At 69.9% G+C, this 23,873-nt stretch carries 23 protein-coding genes and 1 tRNA gene; 10 read left to right on the top strand and 14 right to left on the bottom strand.

Annotation, left to right across the window (positions count from 1 at the left end; genetic code table 11):
- Positions 1-1,115 precede the first annotated feature (1,115 nt).
- The 9 genes from dnaN to J5Y05_RS31840 all read left to right on the top strand — a co-directional run bounded on the left by dnaN (position 1,116) and on the right by J5Y05_RS31840 (position 11,900).
- Positions 1,116-2,246 (top strand): DNA polymerase III subunit beta, encoded by a 1,131-nt coding sequence (gene dnaN / locus J5Y05_RS14630; protein ID WP_210872356.1) that lies wholly within the window; start codon positions 1,116-1,118, stop codon positions 2,244-2,246.
- Positions 2,247-2,487: 241 nt separating this feature from the next.
- Positions 2,488-3,363, top strand: a complete 876-nt coding sequence (gene gnd / locus J5Y05_RS14625) for a phosphogluconate dehydrogenase (NAD(+)-dependent, decarboxylating) (RefSeq protein ID WP_210872354.1) — start codon at positions 2,488-2,490, stop codon at positions 3,361-3,363.
- 36 nt (positions 3,364-3,399) lie between these two features.
- Entirely contained in the window at positions 3,400-4,521 is a 1,122-nt protein-coding gene (recF, locus tag J5Y05_RS14620; RefSeq protein WP_210872352.1) for a DNA replication/repair protein RecF, read from the top strand.
- Positions 4,518-5,099 (top strand): DciA family protein, encoded by a 582-nt coding sequence (locus tag J5Y05_RS14615; protein WP_210872350.1) that lies wholly within the window; start codon positions 4,518-4,520, stop codon positions 5,097-5,099. Before recF ends, J5Y05_RS14615 begins: the two co-directional genes overlap by 4 nt.
- Before the next feature lie 424 nt (positions 5,100-5,523).
- Entirely contained in the window at positions 5,524-7,584 is a 2,061-nt protein-coding gene (gene gyrB, locus J5Y05_RS14610) for a DNA topoisomerase (ATP-hydrolyzing) subunit B (RefSeq protein WP_210872348.1), read from the top strand.
- Between the two features lie 42 nt (positions 7,585-7,626).
- A complete protein-coding gene (gene gyrA, locus J5Y05_RS14605; protein WP_210872347.1) occupies positions 7,627-10,224 on the top strand; it encodes a DNA gyrase subunit A in 2,598 nt (865 codons plus the stop codon).
- A gap of 18 nt (positions 10,225-10,242) precedes the next feature.
- Complete coding sequence (locus J5Y05_RS14600) at positions 10,243-10,965, top strand: DUF3566 domain-containing protein (RefSeq protein ID WP_210872345.1); 723 nt, start codon at positions 10,243-10,245, stop codon at positions 10,963-10,965.
- A gap of 98 nt (positions 10,966-11,063) precedes the next feature.
- Positions 11,064-11,137 (top strand) — tRNA-Ile (locus J5Y05_RS14595).
- A gap of 517 nt (positions 11,138-11,654) precedes the next feature.
- Positions 11,655-11,900, top strand: coding sequence for a helix-turn-helix domain-containing protein (locus J5Y05_RS31840; RefSeq protein WP_307853912.1), 246 nt, complete (start codon positions 11,655-11,657; stop codon positions 11,898-11,900).
- 54 nt (positions 11,901-11,954) lie between these two features.
- Here the strand turns inward: J5Y05_RS31840 and J5Y05_RS14585 are convergent, their stop codons facing one another.
- The 3 genes from J5Y05_RS14585 to J5Y05_RS14575 all read right to left on the bottom strand — a co-directional run bounded on the left by J5Y05_RS14585 (position 11,955) and on the right by J5Y05_RS14575 (position 13,576).
- Positions 11,955-12,380, bottom strand: coding sequence for a hypothetical protein (locus J5Y05_RS14585; RefSeq protein WP_210872340.1), 426 nt, complete (start codon positions 12,378-12,380; stop codon positions 11,955-11,957).
- A 106-nt stretch (positions 12,381-12,486) separates the two neighbouring features.
- Positions 12,487-12,966 (bottom strand): hypothetical protein, encoded by a 480-nt coding sequence (locus J5Y05_RS14580; protein ID WP_210872338.1) that lies wholly within the window; start codon positions 12,964-12,966, stop codon positions 12,487-12,489.
- Between the two features lie 271 nt (positions 12,967-13,237).
- A complete protein-coding gene (locus J5Y05_RS14575; RefSeq protein WP_210872337.1) occupies positions 13,238-13,576 on the bottom strand; it encodes a hypothetical protein in 339 nt (112 codons plus the stop codon).
- Positions 13,577-13,720: 144 nt separating this feature from the next.
- Between J5Y05_RS14575 and J5Y05_RS14570 the strand changes: the two genes are divergently transcribed.
- Complete coding sequence (locus J5Y05_RS14570) at positions 13,721-14,479, top strand: GntR family transcriptional regulator (RefSeq protein WP_210872334.1); 759 nt, start codon at positions 13,721-13,723, stop codon at positions 14,477-14,479.
- 61 nt (positions 14,480-14,540) lie between these two features.
- Here the strand turns inward: J5Y05_RS14570 and J5Y05_RS14565 are convergent, their stop codons facing one another.
- The 11 genes from J5Y05_RS14565 to J5Y05_RS14515 form a co-directional block, all read right to left on the bottom strand.
- Complete coding sequence (locus tag J5Y05_RS14565; RefSeq protein ID WP_307853911.1) at positions 14,541-14,738, bottom strand: hypothetical protein; 198 nt, start codon at positions 14,736-14,738, stop codon at positions 14,541-14,543.
- Positions 14,739-14,794: 56 nt separating this feature from the next.
- Positions 14,795-15,022 (bottom strand): holin, encoded by a 228-nt coding sequence (locus J5Y05_RS14560; protein ID WP_210872332.1) that lies wholly within the window; start codon positions 15,020-15,022, stop codon positions 14,795-14,797.
- A 2-nt stretch (positions 15,023-15,024) separates the two neighbouring features.
- Entirely contained in the window at positions 15,025-15,801 is a 777-nt protein-coding gene (locus J5Y05_RS14555) for a peptidoglycan recognition protein family protein (RefSeq protein WP_210872331.1), read from the bottom strand.
- Positions 15,801-16,025: a hypothetical protein gene (locus J5Y05_RS14550; protein ID WP_210872329.1), complete on the bottom strand. Its 225-nt coding sequence runs from the start codon at positions 16,023-16,025 to the stop codon at positions 15,801-15,803. Before J5Y05_RS14550 ends, J5Y05_RS14555 begins: the two co-directional genes overlap by 1 nt.
- A gap of 67 nt (positions 16,026-16,092) precedes the next feature.
- Positions 16,093-16,551 (bottom strand): hypothetical protein, encoded by a 459-nt coding sequence (locus J5Y05_RS14545; protein ID WP_210872327.1) that lies wholly within the window; start codon positions 16,549-16,551, stop codon positions 16,093-16,095.
- Between the two features lie 68 nt (positions 16,552-16,619).
- Positions 16,620-19,328: a hypothetical protein gene (locus J5Y05_RS14540; protein ID WP_210872325.1), complete on the bottom strand. Its 2,709-nt coding sequence runs from the start codon at positions 19,326-19,328 to the stop codon at positions 16,620-16,622.
- A gap of 2 nt (positions 19,329-19,330) precedes the next feature.
- Positions 19,331-21,850, bottom strand: coding sequence for a phage tail tape measure protein (locus tag J5Y05_RS14535; protein ID WP_210872323.1), 2,520 nt, complete (start codon positions 21,848-21,850; stop codon positions 19,331-19,333).
- 218 nt (positions 21,851-22,068) lie between these two features.
- Positions 22,069-22,575, bottom strand: a complete 507-nt coding sequence (locus tag J5Y05_RS14530) for a DUF7426 family protein (RefSeq protein WP_210872321.1) — start codon at positions 22,573-22,575, stop codon at positions 22,069-22,071.
- Positions 22,575-23,078: a phage tail tube protein gene (locus J5Y05_RS14525; protein WP_210872319.1), complete on the bottom strand. Its 504-nt coding sequence runs from the start codon at positions 23,076-23,078 to the stop codon at positions 22,575-22,577. The genes J5Y05_RS14530 and J5Y05_RS14525 overlap by 1 nt, the downstream gene beginning before the upstream one ends.
- Before the next feature lie 10 nt (positions 23,079-23,088).
- Positions 23,089-23,526: a minor capsid protein gene (locus J5Y05_RS14520; protein ID WP_210872316.1), complete on the bottom strand. Its 438-nt coding sequence runs from the start codon at positions 23,524-23,526 to the stop codon at positions 23,089-23,091.
- Positions 23,523-23,873: a hypothetical protein gene (locus tag J5Y05_RS14515; protein WP_210872314.1), complete on the bottom strand. Its 351-nt coding sequence runs from the start codon at positions 23,871-23,873 to the stop codon at positions 23,523-23,525. Before J5Y05_RS14515 ends, J5Y05_RS14520 begins: the two co-directional genes overlap by 4 nt.

Genomic DNA, 23,873 nt, shown 5'->3' with positions numbered 1-23,873 from the left:
CGCGAAGGGGCTCCTGGCGGCCGTCAGGGGCTCCTGGGCGGGAGACCCGCCCCAGCCGCCGCCCCCGCCCGGCGACGCCGCCGACGCCCGGCGGACGGCTGCCACGGGGTCGCGGGGGTCGCGGGGTCGCGGGGTCGCGGGGTTTCGGCGGCCACAGGACCCCGCGGCAACGGCGACCACGGCTCTCCCACAGCCTTCCGGCAGTCCTCCAGTGAGCGCCCGACGGCCTTCCGGCAGACCTCCGACCGCCTTCCAACCGCCTTCCAACCGCCGTCCGACCGCCGTCCCCACCCCTCCCGCCCGTCTCGCGCCGGCCGTGCCCACGTCATCCGCTGTTCGAATACCTCCCGGGTTACGGTCTCCGTCCACAGATTCGGCGACTTTTTTCCGTCCACACCTTGGGGACCGCGAAGTTGTCCCGATCTTGTCCACAGCCTGGGCAGGTGAGGGATCATCAGGGCAGGTCACCTCCCTGTGGATTGGTGGACAAAAGATATCCACAGGCTGTGGACAGCGAATCCATCCCCAGGGCGCTGATCGCGTTGTCCACCGGTGACCCACAGGCTGAGGCCGGTTGTCCCCAGCGATCGCCCGCTTCTCCACACCTCTGTCCACTGTTCGGCAACGCGACGCGGCATCTCACCGCGACGAGTGAAAGGCGTCACACGAGGATGCCGGGTTGGGCTGTGGGAAAGGTGGGTAAACCTGGGGACGCACCTGGGGAGAAGTCGCCCCTTCCTGTGCACGGCGTGTGCAGAACTTTCCGTTCTCCACAGAGAGCCCTGGTTGTCCACCGGCTCCGCCCACAGGGTCAGTGGACAAAATTCCTGCTCTGACCTGGGCAAACGAGGTTATCCACGGTATCCACAGGCCCTACTACTACTCCCGACCTGTAAGAGAGCGGAATCCGTTTCGAAGCGGGACCTGTGCACAACTCGCCCCTTGAGGCCCGACCGCCCCTCGTCATGACTTGACCCCGGACGGCACCTACTGTCAGTGCGGTGCGTCAGACTGGTTCCCGGTGTCCTGCCCCCAGGGAGGGCCGGCGACACCGGGTCAGACGACGAAGGCGAAGCAGGGCGAGAAGCGCCGGCAACAGCAGGAGGCGGCTTACGGTGAAGATCCGGGTGGAACGCGACGTACTCGCGGAGGCAGTGGCCTGGGCGGCACGCAGCCTCCCGGCCCGTCCGCCGGCGCCGGTCCTCGCCGGCCTGTTGCTGAAGGCCGAGGAGGGGCAGCTCAGCCTGTCCAGCTTCGACTACGAGGTCTCCGCGCGGGTCTCGGTGGAGGCGGAGGTCGAGGAGGAGGGCACCGTCCTGGTCTCCGGCCGGCTGCTCGCCGACATCTCCCGCGCCCTGCCCAACCGGCCGGTGGAGATCTCCACAGACGGTGTACGGGCGACGGTGGTCTGCGGCTCCTCGCGGTTCACTCTCCACACCCTGCCCGTGGAGGAGTACCCGGCGCTGCCCCAGATGCCGAACGCGACGGGCACCGTCCCCGGCGAGGTCTTCTCCTCCGCCGTGCAGCAGGTCGCCATCGCCGCCGGCCGCGACGACACGCTGCCCGTCCTGACCGGTGTGCGCATCGAGATCGAGGGCGACACGGTGACGCTGGCCTCCACCGACCGCTACCGCTTCGCGGTCCGCGAGTTCCTGTGGAAGCCGGAGAACCCGGACGCCTCCGCGGTCGCCCTGGTGCCCGCCAAGACGCTCCTGGACACCGCCAAGGCGCTGACCAGCGGCGACCAGGTCATCCTGGCGCTGTCCGGCTCGGGCGCCGGCGAGGGCCTGATCGGCTTCGAGGGCGCCGGCCGGCGCACCACCACGCGTCTGCTGGAGGGCGACCTCCCGAAGTACAAGACGCTCTTCCCGACCGAGTTCAACAGCGTCGCCGTCATCGAGACCGCCCCCTTCGTGGAGGCCGTCAAGCGCGTCGCCCTGGTCGCCGAGCGCAACACGCCGGTGCGGCTCAGCTTCGAGCAGGGCGTGCTCATCCTGGAGGCCGGCTCCAGCGACGACGCACAGGCTGTGGAAAGGGTCGACGCCCAGTTGGAGGGCGACGACATCTCGATCGCCTTCAACCCGACCTTCCTGCTGGACGGGCTGAGCGCCATCGACTCGCCGGTGGCCCAGCTCTCCTTCACCACGTCCACCAAGCCGGCGCTGCTCAGCGGGCGGCCCGCGGTCGACGCCGAGGCGGACGAGGCGTACAAGTACCTGATCATGCCGGTGCGGCTGAGCGGCTGACCCGGCCGCCGTCGCCGCCGGGTGGCGTCCCGGTCGTCCACAGGGCCTCCGCGGTCCGTGGACGACCGGCGCTCCGCGAGACGATGTCGCAGGTGAGAGCGTACGTATGAGCGCATGTGCCCACAGGTGTGCATGAGCGTCCGGGTTTAGGCTCGTACGCGGATACGAACGTGCCGCGGCACGCATCCGACACGTTCGGACGTGCCGTCACGCCACCTCGCACACCTAAGGAACGCAACTGATGGAGCTCGGTCTCGTCGGCCTCGGCAAGATGGGCGGCAACATGCGCGAGCGGGTCCGCCGCGCCGGCCACACCGTCGTCGGATACGACCGCAACCCGGACCTCGCCGACGTCCACAGCCTGGAAGACCTCGTGGGCAAGCTCACGGGTCCGCGCGTGGTCTGGGTGATGGTCCCGGCCGGCGAGGCCACCCAGGCCACCATCGACCACCTCGCCGAGCTGCTGGAGCCCGGCGACATCGTCGTGGACGGCGGCAACTCCCGCTGGACGGACGACGAGCGGCACGCGGAGCAACTGGCCGCCAAGGGCATCGGCTTCGTCGACTGCGGCGTCTCCGGCGGCGTGTGGGGCCTGGAGAACGGCTACGCGCTCATGTACGGCGGCGACCCGGAGCACATCGCCACCGTGCAGCCGGTCTTCGACGCGCTCAAGCCGGAGGGCGACCTCGGCGCGGTGCACGCGGGCAAGGTGGGCGCGGGCCACTTCGCCAAGATGGTCCACAACGGCATCGAGTACGCGATGATGCAGGCGTACGCCGAGGGCTGGGAGCTGCTGGAGAAGGTCGACTCCGTGGAGAACGTCCGCGAGGTCTTCCGTTCCTGGCAGGAGGGGACTGTCATCCGGTCCTGGCTGCTGGACCTGGCGGTCGACGCCCTCGACGAGGACGAGCACCTGGACGCGCTGCGGGGCTACGCGCAGGACTCCGGTGAGGGACGCTGGACGGTGGAGGCGGCGATCGACCACGCGGTGCCGCTGCCGGCGATCACCGCGTCGCTCTTCGCGCGTTTCGCCTCCCGGCAGGACGACTCGCCGCAGATGAAGATGATCGCCGCGCTGCGCAACCAGTTCGGCGGCCACGCGGTGGAAAAGAAGTAGGGCAACTCCCGAAGGAACGGAGGTCGGCGAACGACCATGCACGTCACGCATCTGTCGCTGGCCGACTTCCGCTCCTACGCCCGGGTCGAGGTCCCGCTGGACCCGGGCGTGACGGCCTTCGTCGGCCCCAACGGCCAGGGCAAGACCAACCTGGTCGAGGCGGTCGGCTACCTGGCGACCCTCGGCAGCCACCGGGTCTCCTCCGACGCCCCCCTGGTCCGCGTGGGCGCCGACCGGGCGATCATCCGGGCGCAGGTCCGCCAGGGCGAGCGGCAGCAGCTCATCGAGCTGGAGCTGAACCCGGGCCGTGCCAACCGCGCCCGCGTCAACCGGTCCTCCCAGGTCAGACCACGTGACGTGCTGGGCATCGTGCGCACCGTGCTCTTCGCGCCCGAGGACCTCGCGCTGATCAAGGGTGACCCCGGCGAGCGGCGCCGCTTCCTCGACGAGCTGATCACCGCGCGCTCCCCGCGCATGGCCGCCGTCCGCTCCGACTACGACCGCGTCCTCAAGCAGCGCAACACCCTGCTGAAATCGGCCGCGCTCGCCCGCCGCCACGGTGGCCGCACCCTCGACCTCTCCACGCTCGACGTCTGGGACCAGCACCTCGCGCGGGCCGGCGCCGAACTGCTCGCCCAGCGCCTGGACCTGATTGCCGCCGTGCAGCCGCTGGCCGACAAGGCGTACGAGCAACTGGCCCCCGGCGGCGGACCCGTCGTCCTGGAGTACCGGGCCTCCGCGCCCGGCGAGGCGCACAGCCGCGAGGACCTGTTCGAGCAGGTCAGGGCGGCGCTCGCCGAGGTCCGCAAGCAGGAGATCGAGCGCGGTGTCACCCTGGTCGGACCCCACCGGGACGACCTGCTGCTCAAGCTCGGCGGCATGCCCGCCAAGGGCTACGCCTCCCACGGCGAGTCCTGGTCCTACGCGCTCGCGCTGCGGCTGGCCTCCTACGACCTGCTGCGGGCCGAGGGGAACGAGCCGGTGCTGGTGCTGGACGACGTCTTCGCCGAACTGGACGTCCGGCGAAGGGAGCGGCTGGCCGAGCTGGTCGCCCCCGGCGAACAGGTGCTGGTGACCGCGGCCGTCGGCGACGACGTCCCGCACGTCCTGGCCGGGACCCGGTTCGCGGTGGCGGAGGGGACGGTGGAGCGCGCGTGAACCCGGGCGAGCCGACAGTCGACCCCGCCGCCGGGAAGGGCCCCGGCGGCCTCCCGGGGAAGGCGCCCGAGCCCTCCGGCGTGGATCTGGCGCGCGTGGCGCTGCGGGCGGCGCGCGAGGCGGCCCGTGCGCGGGGAGACGCGGCGCAGCAGCGCAAGCAGGTGCGCCGCGGCGCCGGCCTGCGCTCCGGCGCGCGCGCCGACGGACGCGACCCCATGGCGCTCGGTTCGGCGATCAACCGGCTGATCACCGAGCGGGGCTGGGAGGCGCCGGCCGCGGTCGGCGGGGTGATGGGCCGCTGGCCGCAGATCGTCGGTGAGGACGTCGCCAAGCACTGCGTCCCGGAGCGCTACGACGAGGACGAGCGCGTGCTGAGCGTGCGCTGCGACTCCACGGCCTGGGCGACCAACCTGCGGCTGCTCGCCCCGACGCTCGTCGCGCGGATCAACGAGGATCTCGGGCACGGGTCGGTCCGGCTGATCAAGGTGCACGGTCCTGGAGGCGCGGGCGGCTCCGCGCGCCGGTACGGACCCTTGCGCGCCCCCGGGAGCAAGGGCCCCGGCGACACCTACGGCTGACCCCTTCACCGCTGGTCGCAGCGGTGATCCGTATCACATTCACCGGCGCCCGGAGGGGCGCGGGACGACCTGTGCGCACCCGGTCACCTCGGCGGAATCGAGGGCTCCTCCCCACCCGGCTCCCCCGTAGCAACGGGTTGACGCCCGGAAGCGCTGAGTGCCCTCGTGGGCCGCTTGAGGCCCCCATCCGCATATCGGGAGTCGGACAAGGCCGGTTCAGGGCGGCACATGCGTACTCAGGTACCGGCAAACACCCATCAGTGTCAGTGCTACCGGTAGAATGGATGAGAATCCCGCCCCGAACGTGGGGACCGTCCGGGACTAGCTGAGCAACGCTGATCAAGGCTTACCAACGCAACATGCCGCAGCCGCTCCGGCAACCTGCCGACGAGCCTGGCTCGTGCTGTGCCAGAAAGGGCGCTTCGTGGCCGATTCCGGCAACCCCAACGAGAACAACCCGTCCATCGACACCGGCGTGCACGAAGCGGTGAGCACCTCGAACAACGAGGGTCCCACCTCGTACGACGCCAGTGCCATCACCGTCCTCGAGGGCCTGGACGCGGTCCGCAAGCGACCCGGTATGTACATCGGCTCGACAGGTGAGCGCGGCCTGCATCACCTGGTGCAGGAAGTCGTCGACAACTCGGTCGACGAGGCGCTCGCCGGACACGCCGACACGATCGACGTCCGCATCCTGGCCGACGGCGGCGTCCGCGTCATCGACAACGGGCGTGGCATCCCGGTGGACATCCACCCGGTCGAGAAGAAGCCGGCCGTCGAGGTCGTCCTGACGGTGCTGCACGCGGGCGGCAAGTTCGGCGGCGGCGGTTACGCGGTCTCCGGCGGTCTGCACGGCGTCGGCGTCTCCGTGGTGAACGCCCTGTCCAGCAAGGTGACCGTCGACATCAAGCGCGACGGCTTCCGCTGGACGCAGGAGTACAAGATGGGCGTCCCGACGGCGCCGCTCGCCAAGCACGAGGCGGTCGAGGACTCCGGCACGACGGTCACCTTCTGGGCCGATCCGGACATCTTCGAGACCACGGAGTACTCCTTCGAGACGCTGGCCCGGCGTTTCCAGGAGATGGCGTTCCTCAACAAGGGCCTGACGATCAAGCTGACCGACGAGCGCGAGTCGGCGAAGGCCGTCGCCGGCGCCGACGAGGCCGGCGCGGACGTGACGGAGGAAGTGAAGTCCGTCACGTACCACTACGAGGGCGGCATCGTCGACTTCGTGAAGTACCTGAACTCCCGCAAGGGCGAGCTGGTGCACCCGTCGGTGATCGACATCGAGGCCGAGGACAAGGAGCGTCTCCTGTCCATCGAGGTCGCGATGCAGTGGAACAGCGGGTACAGCGAGGGCGTGTACTCCTTCGCCAACACCATCCACACCCACGAGGGCGGTACGCACGAGGAGGGCTTCCGCTCGGCGCTGACCAACCTCGTCAACAAGTACGCGCGCGAGAAGAAGCTGCTGCGTGAGAAGGAGGACAATCTCACCGGCGACGACATCCGCGAGGGCCTGACCGCGATCATCTCGGTCAAGCTGGGCGAGCCGCAGTTCGAGGGCCAGACCAAGACCAAGCTGGGCAACACCGAGGCGAAGACCTTCGTCCAGAAGGTGGTCTACGAGCACCTCACCGACTGGCTCGACCGCAACCCCAACGAGGCCGCGGACATCGTCCGCAAGGGCATCCAGGCGGCCACCGCGCGCGTGGCGGCCCGCAAGGCGCGCGACCTGACCCGTCGCAAGGGCCTGCTGGAGTCGGCCTCCCTGCCGGGCAAGCTCTCCGACTGCCAGTCGAACGACCCGACCAAGTGCGAGATCTTCATCGTCGAGGGCGACTCCGCCGGCGGCTCGGCCAAGTCCGGCCGCAATCCGCAGTACCAGGCGATCCTCCCGATCCGCGGCAAGATCCTCAACGTGGAGAAGGCCCGCATCGACCGGATCCTGCAGAACCAGGAGATCCAGGCGATGATCTCCGCGTTCGGCACCGGTGTGCACGAGGACTTCGACATCGAGAAGCTCCGCTATCACAAGATCATCCTGATGGCGGACGCCGACGTCGACGGCCAGCACATCAACACCCTGCTGCTGACCTTCCTGTTCCGCTTCATGCGGCCGCTGGTCGAGGCCGGGCACGTGTACCTCTCCCGTCCCCCGCTGTACAAGATCAAGTGGGGCCGGGACGACTTCGAGTACGCGTACTCCGACCGCGAGCGCGACGCGCTGATCGAGATGGGCCGCCAGGCCGGCAAGCGCGTCCGCGAGGACTCCGTCCAGCGCTTCAAGGGCCTCGGCGAGATGAACGCCGAGGAACTGCGCGTCACCACGATGGACCAGGAGCACCGCGTCCTCGGCCAGGTCACGCTGGACGACGCCGCCCAGGCCGACGACCTGTTCTCGGTGCTGATGGGCGAGGACGTCGAGGCCCGGCGCCAGTTCATCCAGCGCAACGCCAAGGACGTCCGCTTCCTCGACATCTGAGTCGGTCACGGCTGACCGCACCAGGAAGGACCTTCACCAGCAATGACCGACGAGAACACTCCTGTGACGACGCCCGAGGGCGACGCCCTGGCGATGCGTGTCGAGCCCGTCGGGCTCGAGACGGAGATGCAGCGCTCGTACCTCGACTACGCGATGTCCGTCATCGTCTCGCGTGCGCTGCCCGACGTCCGTGACGGCCTCAAGCCCGTCCACCGCCGTGTGCTGTACGCCATGTACGACGGCGGCTACCGCCCCGAGCGCGGCTTCTACAAGTGCGCCCGCGTCGTCGGCGACGTCATGGGCAACTACCACCCGCACGGCGACAGCTCCATCTACGACGCGCTGGTGCGCCTCGCGCAGTCGTGGTCGATGCGGATGCCGCTGGTGGACTCCAACGGCAACTTCGGCTCGCCGGGCAACGACCCGGCGGCGGCCATGCGGTACACCGAGTGCAAGATGGCGCCGCTGTCCATGGAGATGGTCCGTGACATCGACGAGGAGACCGTCGACTTCACGGACAACTACGACGGCCGCTCCCAGGAGCCGACCGTCCTGCCGGCCCGCTTCCCCAACCTGCTGATCAACGGCTCGGCCGGCATCGCGGTCGGCATGGCGACCAACATCCCGCCGCACAACCTCCGCGAGGTGGCCGCCGGCGCGCAGTGGTACCTGGACAACTACGAGGCGACCCAGGAGGAGCTGCTCGACGCGCTCATCGAGCGCATCAAGGGCCCCGACTTCCCGACCGGCGCCCTGGTGGTCGGCCGCAAGGGCATCGACGAGGCGTACCGCACCGGTCGCGGCTCGGTCACCATGCGCGCGGTCGTCGAGGTCGAGGAGATCCAGAACCGCCAGTGCCTGGTGGTCACGGAGCTGCCCTACCAGGTCAACCCGGACAACCTCGCGCAGAAGATCGCCGACCTGGTCAAGGACGGCAAGATCGGCGGCATCGCGGACGTCCGCGACGAGACCTCCTCGCGCACCGGACAGCGCCTGGTGATCGTCCTCAAGCGGGACGCGGTCGCCAAGGTCGTCCTCAACAACCTCTACAAGCACACCGACCTCCAGACCAACTTCGGCGCGAACATGCTGGCGCTGGTCGACGGGGTCCCGCGCACCCTCTCCCTGGACGCGTTCATCCGGCACTGGGTGAACCACCAGATCGAGGTCATCGTCCGCCGTACGCGCTTCCGGCTGCGCAAGGCCGAGGAGCGCGCGCACATCCTGCGCGGCCTCCTGAAGGCCCTGGACGCCATCGACGAGGTCATCGCGCTCATCCGGGGCAGTGACACCGTGGAGATCGCCCGCGCGGGCCTGATGGACCTCCTGACGATCGACGAGATCCAGGCCAACGCGATCCTGGAGATGCAGCTCCGCCGACTGGCCGCGCTGGAGCGCCAGAAGATCGTCCAGGAGCACGACGAACTTCAGGCCAAGATCAGGGAGTACAACGAGATCCTCGCCTCGCCGGTCCGCCAGCGCGGCATCGTCAGCGCCGAGCTGACCGCGATCGTCGAGAAGTACGGCGACGACCGCAAGACGAAGCTGATCCCCTATGAGGGCGACATGTCCATCGAGGACCTGATCGCCGAGGAGGACATCGTCGTCACGGTCACGCGCGGCGGCTACATCAAGCGCACCAAGACCGACGACTACCGGGCGCAGAAGCGCGGCGGCAAGGGCGTGCGCGGCACGAAGCTCAAGGAAGACGACATCGTCAACCACTTCTTCGTGTCCACCACCCACCACTGGCTGCTCTTCTTCACCAACAAGGGCCGCGTCTACCGGGCCAAGGCGTACGAGCTGCCCGACGCCGGCCGGGACGCGCGCGGTCAGCACGTGGCGAACCTGCTGGCCTTCCAGCCGGACGAGTCCATCGCCGAGATCCTCGCGATCCGCGACTACGAGGCGGCGCCCTATCTGGTTCTGGCCACCAAGGCGGGGCTGGTGAAGAAGACGTCGCTGAAGGACTACGATTCACCGCGTTCCGGTGGTGTGATCGCGATCAACCTGCGGGAGCAGGAGGACGGTTCCGATGACGAACTGATCGGAGCCGAACTCGTCTCGCCCGACGACGACCTCCTGCTGATCAGCAGAAAGGCTCAGTCGATCAGGTTCACCGCCACGGACGACACCCTGCGGCCCATGGGCCGTGCCACCTCGGGCGTCAAGGGCATGAGTTTCCGTGAAGGGGACGAGCTGCTCTCGATGAATGTTGTTCGAGCCGGTACGTTCGTGTTCACTGCCACCGACGGCGGGTACGCGAAGCGGACCTCCGTCGACGAGTACCGCGTCCAGGGGCGTGGCGGTCTCGGCATCAAGGCTGCCAAGATCGTCGAGGACCGCGGATCGCTCGTGGGCGCGCTGGTGGTCGAGGAGCATGACGAGATCCTCGCCATCACACTCTCGGGCGGTGTGATTCGCACGCGAGTCAGCGGGGTCAGGGAGACGGGCCGTGACACCATGGGCGTCCAACTGATCAATCTGGGCAAGCGCGATGCCGTCGTGGGCATCGCACGCAACGCCGAGGCGGGACGCGAGGCGGAGGAGGTCGACGGCGATGTGGCCGTCGACGAGACCGCCGAGGGTGTCGCCACGACCACCGGCACGGACGAGGGCGAGGCGCCCTCGGCCGAGTAGCACGAGGAGAGAGTCATCGTGAGCGGAGCCACGGGCGCCGGATCGGCCGGTACCCCCACGGGTACGGAGACCAACGGCGGCGGCCGTGGCTTCGCCGCGCGTGCGACGGATTCGCACACGACTCAACTGCGCAGGATCGACGACGGCGCGAGCGGCACCCACGCGTCTGACCCACACGGACCCCAGGGGGGAACTGTGACGGACACCCGAGGCCCGCAGCCCCAGCAGGCGGCCTCGCCGCTGCCGGGGGAACGGCAGCCGCAGCCGAGCGGCGGCCCGTACCACCCGCCGCAGGCCTACCCGACCCAGGGCGACGGCGGTACGGCCGCCGGCGTGCGCCGGCCGCGCACCGGGGCCCGCACCACGCCCCGCGTCCGCAAGGCCCGGCTGCGCGTCGCCAAGGCCGACCCGTGGTCGGTGATGAAGGTCAGCTTCCTGCTCTCCATCGCGCTCGGCGTCTGCACGATCGTGGCCTCCGCGGTGCTGTGGATGGTCATGGACGCCATGGGCGTCTTCTCGACGGTCGGCGGCACCATCTCCGAGGCCACGGGTTCCAACGAGTCCAACGGCTTCGACCTGCAGTCGTTCCTCTCGCTGCCCAATGTGCTGCTCTTCACGACGATCATCGCGGTCATCGACGTCGTCCTCGCTACGGCGCTGGCGACGCTCGGCGCGTTCATCTACAACCTCTCCGCCGGCTTCGTCGGCGGCGTCGAGCTGACCCTCGCCGAGGACGAGTGACCTCGGCGGACAAGGCCGCGACAACCGATTTTGGCAGTGCCCACCTCGTGCGCTAACCTTCAGGAGTCAGCGCGCGGGACGCCCCCGCAGAGCGCGGCGGGGCTATAGCTCAGTTGGTTAGAGCGCATCCCTGATAAGGATGAGGCCACAGGTTCAAATCCTGTTAGCCCCACAAGGCGTAACGCCAGGTCAGATGGCCGGTAGATCTCTTGGATCTACCGGCCATCTACATTTGTCGATCTTGAGAGTCCGGTACTAGTCCGTAACTTCAACCGGCGACCACCGGTTGAAGGTTTGGTGGACGCCTTCGCTACAGGCTGTAGATCGGACAGTGCTGTAGGTACAGTGCGCGTGGGGAGGCGGACGTGACGGCTCCGGACGCCTGACGCATAGCCCCATGGCAAGCCCGGTGGGGGTACTCGGGAGGTCCCTCGCCGGAAGGGTGTCCCCCGTCGTCTTCGTCGGCGGGGGACGCCTCGACACAGTAAACCGCCCCGCCCTCCAGCGTGGAGGACGGGGCGGTCGTGCTCAGCCCCACGGGCGAGCACTCATCGGGGCAGCGGACGCATATCTCGCCGACCCCGGAGCCGCGCCACCCCGCAGAGCAGGCTGACGCGGCAGCTTCGAACTGTACAAGATCAAAAAATTTGCCTGGCTGGGCAAAGACACCGGACGAAGATCATTGAAACGTGGGCGGGGTGCCCCTCGACCCCCTCCCCGACTGGGTGCCAGCCCGCCGCCGGGAGATCGGAGCCCGCGTCCAAGCCGCTCGGCTCGCTGCGAACCTGACGCAGATGGAGCTGGGGCTCCGCATCGGCCGCGACCACCGGACAATCCACCGCTGGGAGTACGGCGAGCGGGTGCCGAACCTTGACGATCTGCTGCTCCTGGCCGACGTTGTCGGCATGCCCCTCGCCGATCTCGTCCGCGACTAAGAGGCCCCGTTCATCCGCCACGGGGGGATCGGACGAGCGGGGCCATCTGTGCCGTTACGCTCCCACCAGGTGGCCGTGGAATACAGCTCGCGCCTTTTCCATCAGCTCGGGGTCCTCCAGCCGGAGGCGTCCTGCGGCAACGTGATCGTGTCCGTACATGGACTTGGCCATCGTCACCTGCTGTCGCATGTCCAGGGACCAGACGGCGTCGGTGATGTCCAGCGTGTCCGGCTTCGGCGTCAGCCGCGCGGAGAAACCGGTGCAGGCCAGCCAGGCCGCGCGGGCGTGCTCCGGCGGCTGCCCGTACAGGCTGGTCGGCTGGTGACGCCCAGCCATCGCGAAGAGGTCCCCCGGCTCGAAGGCGAGGCCCTCGATGGGGATGACGCCGAGGACGGCGGTGTCGCCGAAGTGGCCGGCGGCCGTGTAGGCGAGGACGCAGTAGTGGCCTGGCCAGTCGTGGAGCATGGAGAAGACCGTCACCCGGCCCCTCCCTGACAACCCTTTCGCCATCCCTCTTCCTCTCTCCCTGCGTCGGCCCCCGCCACTGTAGGGGCGGGGGCCGACATCACCTCGGATCTTGTCCAGGTCAGCCGTGGTCGCCACAGGGCAGCGGGTCGGGCTGTCCCCCGTCGTCGCCGCAGGTGTCGCCGCAGTCGACCATGGCCGTCCACAGCCCCGGGATCACCGTGTAGCCGGCGGCGAGGATCGCCTCGACCGTCGGCGGGAGCGCCTTCTCGGGCGCGGGGTACGTCGCCCCGCCGAACCCGTCGCACGGGGCGTGGTGGACCTTGTGCCAGCCCGGCCGCCGGAAGAACTCGTCGTAGGCGGCGGTGAACTCCATGAAGGTGTGCCAGGCCGGGTCGACGGCCGCGCTCATGTAGAGCGTCGGCGCGTCGGCCGGCTTCTGCGCGCTCGTCGCCAGGTACGCGAGGGCCTGGTCCGTGATGGCCTCGGCGCGCGCCTTGTCCAGGCCGTGACTCTTGGCCACGCGAAGGCTGAGCCGCGTGAAGAAGTCCTCGTCGACGAGCGTCCTCGCCGAGACGGCTTCCATGGCAGGTGCAGACATACTCACTCCTTGGGTGAGAGCTAGTGGTGCCTTGCAGCCCGCCCCGGTCCCGGCCTGTCGCGGCCGGGGGGGCGGGAGTTCACGGGGCCCGCCGCTTCGCACGGCGGGCACGCATACACCTGGACGCTGAGGTCATGGGCGCCTGCCCGGCCCTCCGAGCGGCCGACGGCCCTACCGCCGCCCAGCAGCAGGGAGACGCCGCACCAGCAGCAGGCCCAGCCGGCGTACTGCGCGTAGCTCAACTCGGCAGCGGGCGGTAGCTGTGGCCACGTCATCTGCTCGCCCCCAGTTGTGCCCACAGGCCGCACTCGTCGGTTGTGAGCCCGGCTCGGGTGGCCAGGCCGCGGATGAGGGTCCACCCCGGGCCGTGGCTGTGGATCAGCGGCAGCGGGTCGGGGCCCAGGGCGGTGACACGAATCCGGGGCCCGGCGGTCGACAGTGTCATCTCGATGGCGGAGGCGCCGGAGCCGAGGACGGCGATGTACAACTCGTGCGCCAGCAGGGGGGCGTCGGGGTGTCGCACGCGGCCGACCGTCCAGAGCCGGACGTGGGCTGCCTCGATGGGCTCGGCCTTGAATTCCTTCTGCCACGAACGTCCCGACTCGGGCATGGATGACCCCCCGGAGGCAACACTATCTGAGTACGGATAGCAACTATCTGTACTCAGAATGTCGCCCGGATTGGCGCAGGTCAAGGGGGACGGGAGAGTATGTGTACTCAGATTGACGTGATCACATGACGTGGGGGTGCAGCGGTGGCACAGCCCGAGTACCTGCGGATCGCCGCCGACCTGCGGCGCCGTATCTCCTCCGGCGAATGGGGACCCGGCGACCAGATCCCTACGCTCCCCGCTCTGTGCACCGAGTATGGCGGCGTCTCCGAGACCACCATCCGCAGCGCGCTCCGGCTGCTCGCCAACGAGGGCCTGATCGAGACGCGCGCCCGCGCCGGCACCCGAGTTCGGCCGCGTCCGCCGATCCACCGCATGGCCGCCGACCGCTACCGGTCCACGCCCGGCACCAGGTCCACGCCATACACCCGGGATCAGGGCATCCGTTGGTCCGAGTACAGGTTGGACAAGCGGTTCGAGCGGGTCCAGGCCGACAGCGAGCTGGCCGCGCTGTTCGAGTGCGCAGTGGGCGAGCGGCTCCTGGCCCGTCACTTCGTCTTCTACGACAACGGCCAGCCGACACAGATGTCGACCAGCTATGTGCGCTGGTCGGACGTAGCTGGCACGCCCGTCGCCGACCCCATCAACGAGCCGTGGCCGGGTGGCACTCGTGCGCAGCTCGCCACACTGGGCATCCGCGTCACCGCGATCACCGAGTCGTTCACCGTGGCGATGCCGACCGAGCACGAGGCCACGACGCTCCGCATCGGCTCCAGCGTGCCGGTCCTGCGGTACACCCGCAGGCACCTCGCCGACACCGGCCGCGTCGTCGAGGTTGCCCACCCAATCGTGCGCCGCGGCGACAGCACCATCGTCGACTTCCGCATCGAGCTGAACGACTGACCCCAGGAACGACGAAACGGCCCCGCCCATCCCCCACACCGGGGGATGGGCGGGGCAGTGATCATCGGGCTACGAGGGCGAGGGCTCCCGTTACGGCGCCGGCCACACCGGCGAGGGCGCCGATGGTGGGCAAGGGCCACCGGCCCCGTTCCAGGGTGCGCAGCCGGGTCTCGTGGTCGGCTACCGCCGTGCCGAGAGTCGTGACGCCCTGGCCGATCCCATCGAGCTTCGTCTCCACCCGGGTCACGGCGCCGCTCACGGCCCGCAGCTCCTGATACATCTCCGCGATCGGGATATGCACCCCCGGGTCGGGCGTCACCGCCGCCGCACCGTCTCAGTGAGACCCGGCCCCTCCGCCCCGCCCGAGGTCGCCACCGCGGTCAGCACCGAGAGCACCGCCGCGCCCGCGCCGAGCGCCAGGCCCTCGCCCCAGGCCGCGTTGATGACCCCGAGGGTGTCCAGACCGAGGGACCCGACGAGGACCTGCGCGAAGGTGCGCACCGACCTCTCGGCGGTCGCCGTCCAGAAAGCCTTGGTGAGCATGGTCAGGCTCCGATCTTCTTGCGGAGGGCGGCGATCTGATCGCCGAGGGTCTTGTGCGTCTTCTCGACGACGGCCAGCAGCTCGGACGCGGTAGGACTCGACGGCGCCGGGGCCGGCGCGGGCGCCTTCAGCCGCCACTCGCCGGGCTTCTTCCCGAGAGCCGCGGCGATGTAGCCGCGCAGTGTCGGCATGGCGACCGCCGCGCCTCGCGGGTCCGGCTTCCAGTCGGACCACTCCAGGTGCCCGATCGTCGACTTTTCCGTCCACCCGTGTGCGCGGCAGATCGCGGTTGCGGCCTTCGCCATGGCCTGCACCTGGGCATCCGGCCACGGATCGCTGCCATCACCGGCGTTGATGCACTCGAAGCCGTAGAAGCGGGCGTTGCCGTCGACGGCGCCCGTGCTGCCTTCGTGCTGGCGCGTGGCCGGTGGCTTGGTGCCGTAGCTCTCGGCGATGACCTCGTTCAGCACCGCCCCGTCGCCGCCGCCGGCGTGGTTGGCTCGGCCGTTGCCGACGAGCCAGACCTCGCCCCGCCGGTCGATGACGCCGTGGCACAGGGGCCCGGCCAGGTCGCTGCGACCGTCGTAGCAGCGGGCCACCGTGACCGACACGGCCTCGCCGACGGCGGAGGCGGTGTGGTGCAGCATGACGCCGTTCAGCGGGCCCCAGGCACCCTTCGAGTTCCGGTTGTGGGTGCGCCAGGAGCGCACCTCGTGCACGGTCAGGCCCTCCGCCGTCAGGGCCTTGACCAGTTGGTCGGCGGTGAGCGGGGCAGCCATCAGCCCACCTCCCCCGCGGTGTTGGAGGCGGCGACGACCGCCCAGTTCTTCGACTTCCAGAGGTCGTCGAGTGCCTTGGTGGCCTCGGGCCCGGTCAGGGTCTCGGCGAGTTCGTGGGCCAGGTCGTGGAACGGCCGGGACACCTTCTGGAGGTGGGCGGGCAGGTGGTCGTAGCGGAAGTTCCGCAGCATCTGCGCGGTGGCGGGGTGGATCTCTGCGGCCATGAGTGCCTCCAAGGCATGAAAAGGGCCCCGGGCCTGGTGGCTCGGGTCGTGCGGGGCGGGCAGCGGGTCAGGCGAGGCGCCGGACCTCCAGATACGAGCCCGCACCCAGGCGGGTAGCGGTGGCGTTGGTGGTCTGCTGGGCCCACTGGATGGCCAGGGTGCCCGCGACGCTGGTGGTGAGGATGCTCTCCTCGATGGCGACCGCCAGCAGGCCCGTGCCGTCGCGGACGCCGTAGATACAGGCCGTGGAGAAAACATGCGCCCCCCACCGGCCGGGGCCGCCGGACGACCCGGACGACAGCACCGTGCCCTGATCGGGCCCGAGGGCGGACCGGAGCCCGCTCGCACCTGACGGGACCTTCCACACCGTGCGGAAACGGCCCGTGTTGGTGGCGCCGAACAGCAGGTAGAACCGGGCGTGGAAGATGCCGTTGCCCGCGAGCTGCGTGGTCAACTCCGGATCGTCCGCGAGGGTGGCCGTCGTCCGGTCGGTGTCGGAGCTCTTCCACGTGATGTCCGGCAGCATCGACGCCAGCGTCTCGGACGTGAGAACCCGCCCAGGCGGGATGATCGGGTACCGGGGCACTGGGCCTCCTACAGGGCGACGACGGACGGGGTGGCCAGCCGGAGCAGGGCCCCGGCCGAGTGCGGCTTCTTGATGCCGTTGACCGAGCGGACGACGGTGAACGTCTGCGGGCTGGCGCCGGTGATGCCCGTTACCCGCATCACCTCGCCGCCCACCCGGACCTCGAACGGAGACTCGAACTGCCACAGCGCACCGGCCGTCACGGCCACCGGCAGCGACGATGCCGTCGCACTGACGGCCCCCGCGAGCTGACTGCCATCCGTGTCCACGCGGCCCAGCCCGCCGTGCCCGACGATCCCCACCCACCACGGCCCGGCCGGCACACAGTCGAACGTGACAGTCCACTTCCGAGGGAGCAGCGTCTCCTTGAGCCCGAGATACATGAGGTCGACGTCGTCCGGCGCCAGCCACTTCGGCATGTTCACCAGCCGAATCACATCGCCCTCACGGAGCGCCAGCACCGCCGGGATCAGCTCCGGATGCCGGTGCAGGTTGACGGTGACCGCCGGGTATCTGGGCTCGTCCCACGTCCCCAAGTGCAGCTCCCAGTGGGCCAGCGGCACGGTCTGCTCGTCGGTGGCCAACGACAGGGTGAGGGAGTCGTCGTAGACGCCGACGCCGTCCGGCGGGTCCTGCACCGACAGCGGGCCGGAGGCGAGCACGGCGCGCGTTGACGAACCCTGGTCGCGGCTGACGGTGATGTCATTGCGGATGTTCGTGTCGTCGTCGACCGGGTCCAAGGGCGCCGCGATCTGACCCGCCGCGTAGTCCAGGACCAGCGCCGGGGCCTGCGAGTACAGCGTCGACCGAGGCCGGTACAGCAGCCGCAGCGCGGTCGGGTCCTCGGTCAGCAGGCCCCCGTCCGCGGTCGCCGCCGTACGCACCAGGTCGAGGACCGGCGCCAGCCCCTGATACCCGACCGGCTCCGTGTTGCCCGCCCCTGTGACCTTGACCGGGATGCCCTCCTCAGAGGCCAGGCGCAGCATCCGGGCGCCCGCAGTCTCCCCGGACCAGGCGTTCATCGCGTTGGTGTAGGCGCCGGTGCTGGCCACGGGCCACACCCCGATGTGTCCGATGGCCATCCCGTTAAGGTCCGCGGAGAAGCCGCCGGGAGGCGAGCTGACCCCGGTCGGCCGGCCGGTGACGCCCGGAACCGTGTCGGTGTACCCGCCCGCGTCGCCGGTGATGGTGGACCAGACCACCCGCCAGCGGACGTTGGCGCCCTCCTGCTCCACGCTGAAGCTGCACTTCACCCAGTCGCCGTAGATATCGGTGCTGGTGCCGATCAGCACGTCCACGATGGTGTTTTCGTCGTAGCCCATCCCGAGGACGCGGGAGTGATCGGGCCCGGACTGGACGTACCAGTCCCGCACGGTGCCGGTGGACCGCATCATCATGAACGTCCTCCGGCTGGCCGGGACCTGCGGCATCCGGTACAGCCAGTGCACCGACCAGCCAGGCAGGCTCGTCCACGACCCGTTCCGGACCAGGCCGGACATGAAGCCGGCACCGTCCCGGACCTGGATGGTGGGCAGTGGCCCCGACGAGGGCAGGCTGCTGTCGGCCGCCCACTGCACCTGAGCCATGGACAGCGGGTCGACGCCGGCGATCGGCGAGTACGCCCTGCTCGCGTTCTCGCCTTCCTCCATGGGCCAGTAGGCCATGGGCTCGTACGAAGGGATGCGGCGCCGTAGTGCGCTGTCGAGCGATTTGGTGCCGCGGCCGAGGCGGCGGAGGATACCGGCGGCCTGCACGGGCACCCACGCGTCCGCTCCGGAGGGCGCCCACTGCTGCGGCCACTCACTGATCTCGCCCAGGAAGCGCACCTCGCGGTCGCTGATCGTTGCCCCGCCAGCCAGCGTCCAGGGCAGCCCGGTGCGGTCCGTGAAGCTGGCCGCGCCGACCTCCAGGGCGGTGAAATCGACGTCGACGGCGATCGGCCCGTCGATGCCGTTACGGAGCTGGGCGGCGTAGACCGATCCCTGCGGCGACGCGAACCCGAGGGCGGCCACGTCGCCGATCTCCAGGGGCGCCGTGGAGGGGAACAGGCTGCCGGGCGTCCCCGGGAAGGAGGGGGCGCCGAGCTGCGTCCAGGGCCCGGTGATGGAGGGCGCGATGTAGTGGGTGTAGATGCCGGTGGGCCCGTGCCAGGTGGACCGCAGGGCCATGCGCCCGGGGTTGAAGGGAATCGTCTGGGTCGACGCGTACTCCTCGTTGCCGGTGCCGTCGATGCTGCGGCGGAAGGCGAGGCGCCGCTGGTCGGTGATCAACATCAGCCAAGCGCGGCCGAGGCCCGTGATGCTGTACTTCCCGCAGAGCTCTACGGTCTGGCCAGCATCCCAGTTGGTGAGGTTGACCTCGATGCGAACGTCGATGCTGGCGACGTTGATCGACGCTGTGTCCGGGGTGCTGGCGCGCGAGATGCTGCCGGGGGGCAGCACCATGCGGGGGGTGCCCCCGGGGAGGGTGAGGCGGACCCGCGTGTTCCGGCCGATCTTGCCGTAGTACGGCGACATCGGGTTGCGCGGACTGTACTTCCCCGACCGGTTGTTGATGGTCAAGGGCACGGACGCCGGATCAGCGACCGTGCCCTCGTTGCGGACGCCCCGCTGGTGAGTGATCGGTGCCCGGGTGTAGACGTCCTTGGTGAAGTCGGTCCACACCCCATCGATCAGCATCTCCGCGCGCAGGCCCAGCGGCTCCTCCGGGAACGCCATGATCACCTCCCAAGGACGAACTGGACGCTGCCGCCGCTGCCGCCGACGTGCGTACGGATAGTGCTGATCACCAGGTCTCCGAAAGCGTCACCAGCGACGAGCCGGACGGTCTGGGGTGGCCTCGCGCCGTAGGTGCCGCTGCCGCCCGCGGCCGAGCTGGCCGCGCTGGCATATGACGCGGACGCGGTCGGGGTGGTCACCAGGCCCGCCATCGTCCGGTCGAGCTCTCCGGCGGTGGACTCGATACCGGCGACGATGCCGCGGGGAATCCAGCGGCCAACGGCCCGAGCCATCACCTTCGACGGGCTGCCGATGCCGAGGGCCTTCGCGACGGGCGCGGGAATCACGGACCGGGCCCAGCCCATGATCTTCGACTTGATCCAGCCGCCCATGGAGCTGATCCCGGACCACAGGCCCTGGACGACGGCCTTTCCCTTCCCGGTGAGGAGCGAAGACAGGGAGCCGACGCCGCGTGAGATCTGTCCCGGCAGGCCCCGCACCCAGCCGATGAAGGCCGTGGCCTTCTGCCCGGCGGCGTCCCGGAAGCGCTGCCAGTGCGTGGCCGCGGCCACGGCGAGCAGCCCACCCAGGGCCGCCAGCGCCCCCACCGCGCGCGACGGCAGGCCACGCACCGTCCCCATGAACGAATCCCAGGTGCGGCCGACCGGACCCGAGATGTACGTCGACCACAAGCCGCCGAACCAGCCGCCGATCGCCTCGCCCCACTCCGGCAGTTTCTCCCGCGCGCCGTCGATCAGCCGCGTCACGAAGCCCGCGATGATCAGGCCGACGGTGGCGCCGATGCCCGCGCCGATCAGAGCCGGCAGCGCGGAGAAGGCCATGATCACCGCGCCCGCGATGGCGGCGATCTTCAGGACCTGCATCGGGTTGGCCATGATGTAGTCGGCGGCCTTCTGGCCCAGGCCAGAGAGTGCTTCGATCGCCTTGGGCGCGAGGTCCTGCGCCTTGTCCAGGAGCCGCTTACCGAGGATCTCGAAGAAGCTGACCACCCGGTCGACGCCTTTTTCGCCGCCCTTCCCGGCCTCATCCCAGAGGCCGCCCAAGTACCCCTTGAGTTCCCCGAGCTTGATGATCGCGCCGCCGGTCGCGTCCACCAGCCCCTGCTGGAGGCCCCGCTTGAACGCCTCCAGCTTCGACGCCGCGTTGTTTCGCAGAGAGTCGCCGAGCTGGTCGGCCGCACCGGCCGTGTCGCCCATCTCCTTCGCGGCCTCGTGCAGGTTCAGCTTGAAGAACGCGGCGCCCAGGTCCTCGCCTGGTCCGCCGAACAGGTCCTGAATGGCGACCTTGGCGTCGTTCGACTCCGGGCCCAACTCCACAATGGCGTCGACGATCTTGGCCATGGCTTCTTCGCCACGCTTGCCACCCGCGGACACGGCCTCGATCATCTCGTCGGCGGACAGACCGACCGACTTGAGGGCCTCGACCTGCGCCTTGCCGCCGCCGGTCACTCGGAGCTCCAGCTCCTTGAAGGCGTCGGCGACCTTGTCGGTGTCCTTCCATCCGGCCTGGATCGACTGCCGCATCAGACCGAAAGCCGTCCGCCCCGACAGGCCGCTCTTCGCGAACTGGACGCCGTACTCGTTGACGGTCTCGATCAGATCCTCGCCCGCAGGGCCGAGGCCAGCCATCCCCTTGGCGATCATGTCGAACGCCTCGGTGCTGTTCTTCGCGAGCCCCGTCTTGACCGCATTGCCGGCAGCCTGCGCGGCCATCGCCAAGTCGATATCGAACGTCGTCGCAAGGTCGGAGGCGCGCGTGGCGATGGTCTTGATCTGAGCGTTCGTCGCACCCGGCGGGAGCAGCCCCTCAGCAGCGACCGCACGAATCGCGTCCGCAGCGCCCTGGAAGTCCTCCGTGATCGCGCCGGCGAACATCTTCCCGGCGATCTTGCCGTACCGCTGTGCCTCCGGGCCTGTCGCGCCGAGCTGGGCGCCCAGGCGCGCTGTGATTTTCCCCTGCTCCAGAGACTGACCGATGGCATCGATCAGCAGCGCGCCGGCGGCGGCACCGGCCGCCAGCGCTGCCCCGCCCGCGATGCCCTTCAGCTTCTCCAGCTTCCCGCCAGCCTGGTCAACACCCTCGTCGGCGCCCTCGCTGAGCCCCTCAGCGAGACCGTCGCCAGCCGCATCACCCGCGTCCCGGCCCGCCCGGTGGAACCGGCCCCGGGCATCGCGGAGTCGACCGTCCGCGCCGCGGACCAGCCCATCGCCGAGCTGCTCCCCGGTCTGCTGGCCCCCACGGCGGGCCTCCGCCTCGGCGTCGGAAGTTGCTGCGGTCACAGCGTCGACCAGGCCGCCGCTCAGGTCCCGCCACTGCCCGTCCGCCCCCTGGACCACGCCCTCGCCGAGCTGCTGCCCGGCCTGCTGCCCGGCCCGGCCGGCGTCGCTCCCCATGCGCTGGCCGGCCTGCCGCATCGCCTGCTCCGCGCGGCGCAGGGCAGGGGCCACCGCACGATCGTCGACGGCCAAAACGGCGTTCAGCTCGCCGACGGTCAGCGCCATGACGGCTCACCTCCTGGGGAGTACGGGGGTCTTCGGAGGTGGCTGGAAGTGGCGGTGCAACCGGGACTCGGTGGAGAGCAGGCCACCGACGCGGGCCTGGAACCAGCGCCACGTCCGGCGCCGGAGGACGCCGGACTCCACGTCGATCCCGTAGACCTGGTGGAGATCGGCCTCGATGAGCGGCCACTGGCCGAGGAGGCGTTCCCAGGTCAGGCCGGTCAGCGCCTGCGACGACGCCGGGAGCCCGCCCTCGTACCACTCGTAGAGGCCGGTTGCTTCGTCGTACTCGCCTCGGCCGACGCCGAGCCAGCGTGCTTCTCCTGCGCTCGCCGGGCCGCCCGATTCGGGGCTTTTCCCGGCTGCTGGCCCGTCCGCCAGAACTGGCTGGCGGTCTCCTTGTCGGAGACGACCCAGAACATGACGGTGAGCGCGACGTGCTTGAAGGCCGACCAGGACAGCTCGCGCAGGAGCGGCTCGTATGCCGCGCCCAGGCACGTGCGGTACAGGTCGTGCTCCTCCTGGTCGTCGAGGAGCGGGGTCTCGGGCCGCTTTCCGCCGGCGGCGAGGCGGGCTGCCAGGGACGTCAGCCGCTCGATCCGGAGGCCGTCCTCGGCCGATGGGTCCTCGATCCGGTACACCCGGACCGTGCCGTCCTTCCCCTTGACCGGCAGCTTCAGGTAGTCGTCGAGGAAGGCGTCGAGGGCCTCGAAGTCGTCGGCGCTCATCAGGCGCCGCCCTCTTCGTCTTCGTCCTCGGCGAGCGGGTTGTCGATCGGGGTGAGCGGGCCGTCGCCGGTGAACGTGATCTCGACCTCGCCCAGGGCCGTGCGCTCGCCGCCGGCGGGCTGCCAGTTGGGGACGGCCTTGCCCTCGTACGCCTCCGGCATCCCGGTTCGGGACATGTACCGGAGGTGGACCTTGTTCGCGGCGCCGTACGCGAAGTGGGCCAGGCGGATCGCCTCGTGGACGGGGTGGTACTTCTTGGCGGCCTTGTTCGCCTTCCGGCGGATCGTGACGGCGACCTCCCAGGACTGGGCCGTCTTCTCGTTACCGCCCCAGCCGCCGCTGTCGTAGTCTCCGGAGTCCTCCAGGTTGGGCTCGCTGGAGGGCTTGAAGGCGCGGACGCCGGGGCAGAGCTGCCAGTCCGGCGCCTCGTCCGTGCCCATGTTTACTTCGAGTCGCCATTCGCGGGCGAGCTCGGTCTCCTCGGTGGGGGTGGGGGTGGACATCAGGTCCTCCTCAATCGCGTCGATAGGGCCCGGACCTGACCGTCCGGAAGTAGAAATTGGCGACCTGCTCCATGCGGCCGTGAGCGTCCTGGCCGATCCACGCCTGGGAGTTCCGCCAGGAGATCTCCACCTGCACCCCGCGAACCTGGTAGTTCTCGCGGTGGTCGAGGACGGTGAAGACGTTGTCCGCCAGCCGGACCAGGTCGAGCGGGTTCGTGCCCGCGCGCATTCGCGCCTGGATTCCGGTCACCGAGTCCGTCGAGTCGTCGTCCGCGACCGGGTACGGGGTCAGGCCGAGCACCCGGTCGGGGCCGTCGGGTACCCGGCCAAGCACGATGCCCGTGGCGCTGGGAGACAGCGGGGCGTCCGGCGAGTACACGCCGACGCCCTCGGCAGCGAGCAGTTCGGCGACGCCCTGGAGCAGGTCGGCGTCGTGGGTGCCGGTCACCGCAGGGCCCGCCGTAGCTCGGCCGCGATCAGCGCGCGCACCTGCTGCCGCTCCGAGTTGACGCTGTTCTCCAGGAACTTCGCCTCGCGGCCGGGCGCGTGCCGGTAGTCCAGGCGCTCGTGCTGCGGGACGGCGTACGGGGTGTCGTAGCTGGCCATCGCGGTCAGGTCGGCCTCGTCCACGCTGGCCGTGCCAGACCGCTGGAGCGCGGCCTCGTCCAGCGGCACACGGTCATCGCTGACCCCGAGGACATGCTCGGCCCCGAGAAGGAGCCCGCGGGCGGCAGCCGCGCGCAGCGCCTGCTCAGCCGCAGCCCCGTCGAAGTCGAGTCGAAAGCTCTGCGGCAC

It is taken from the genome of Streptomyces tagetis, from assembly GCF_018069565.1.
GTDB lineage: Bacteria > Actinomycetota > Actinomycetes > Streptomycetales > Streptomycetaceae > Streptomyces > Streptomyces tagetis.
This window is presented reverse-complemented; position numbering and strand designations above follow the sequence as displayed.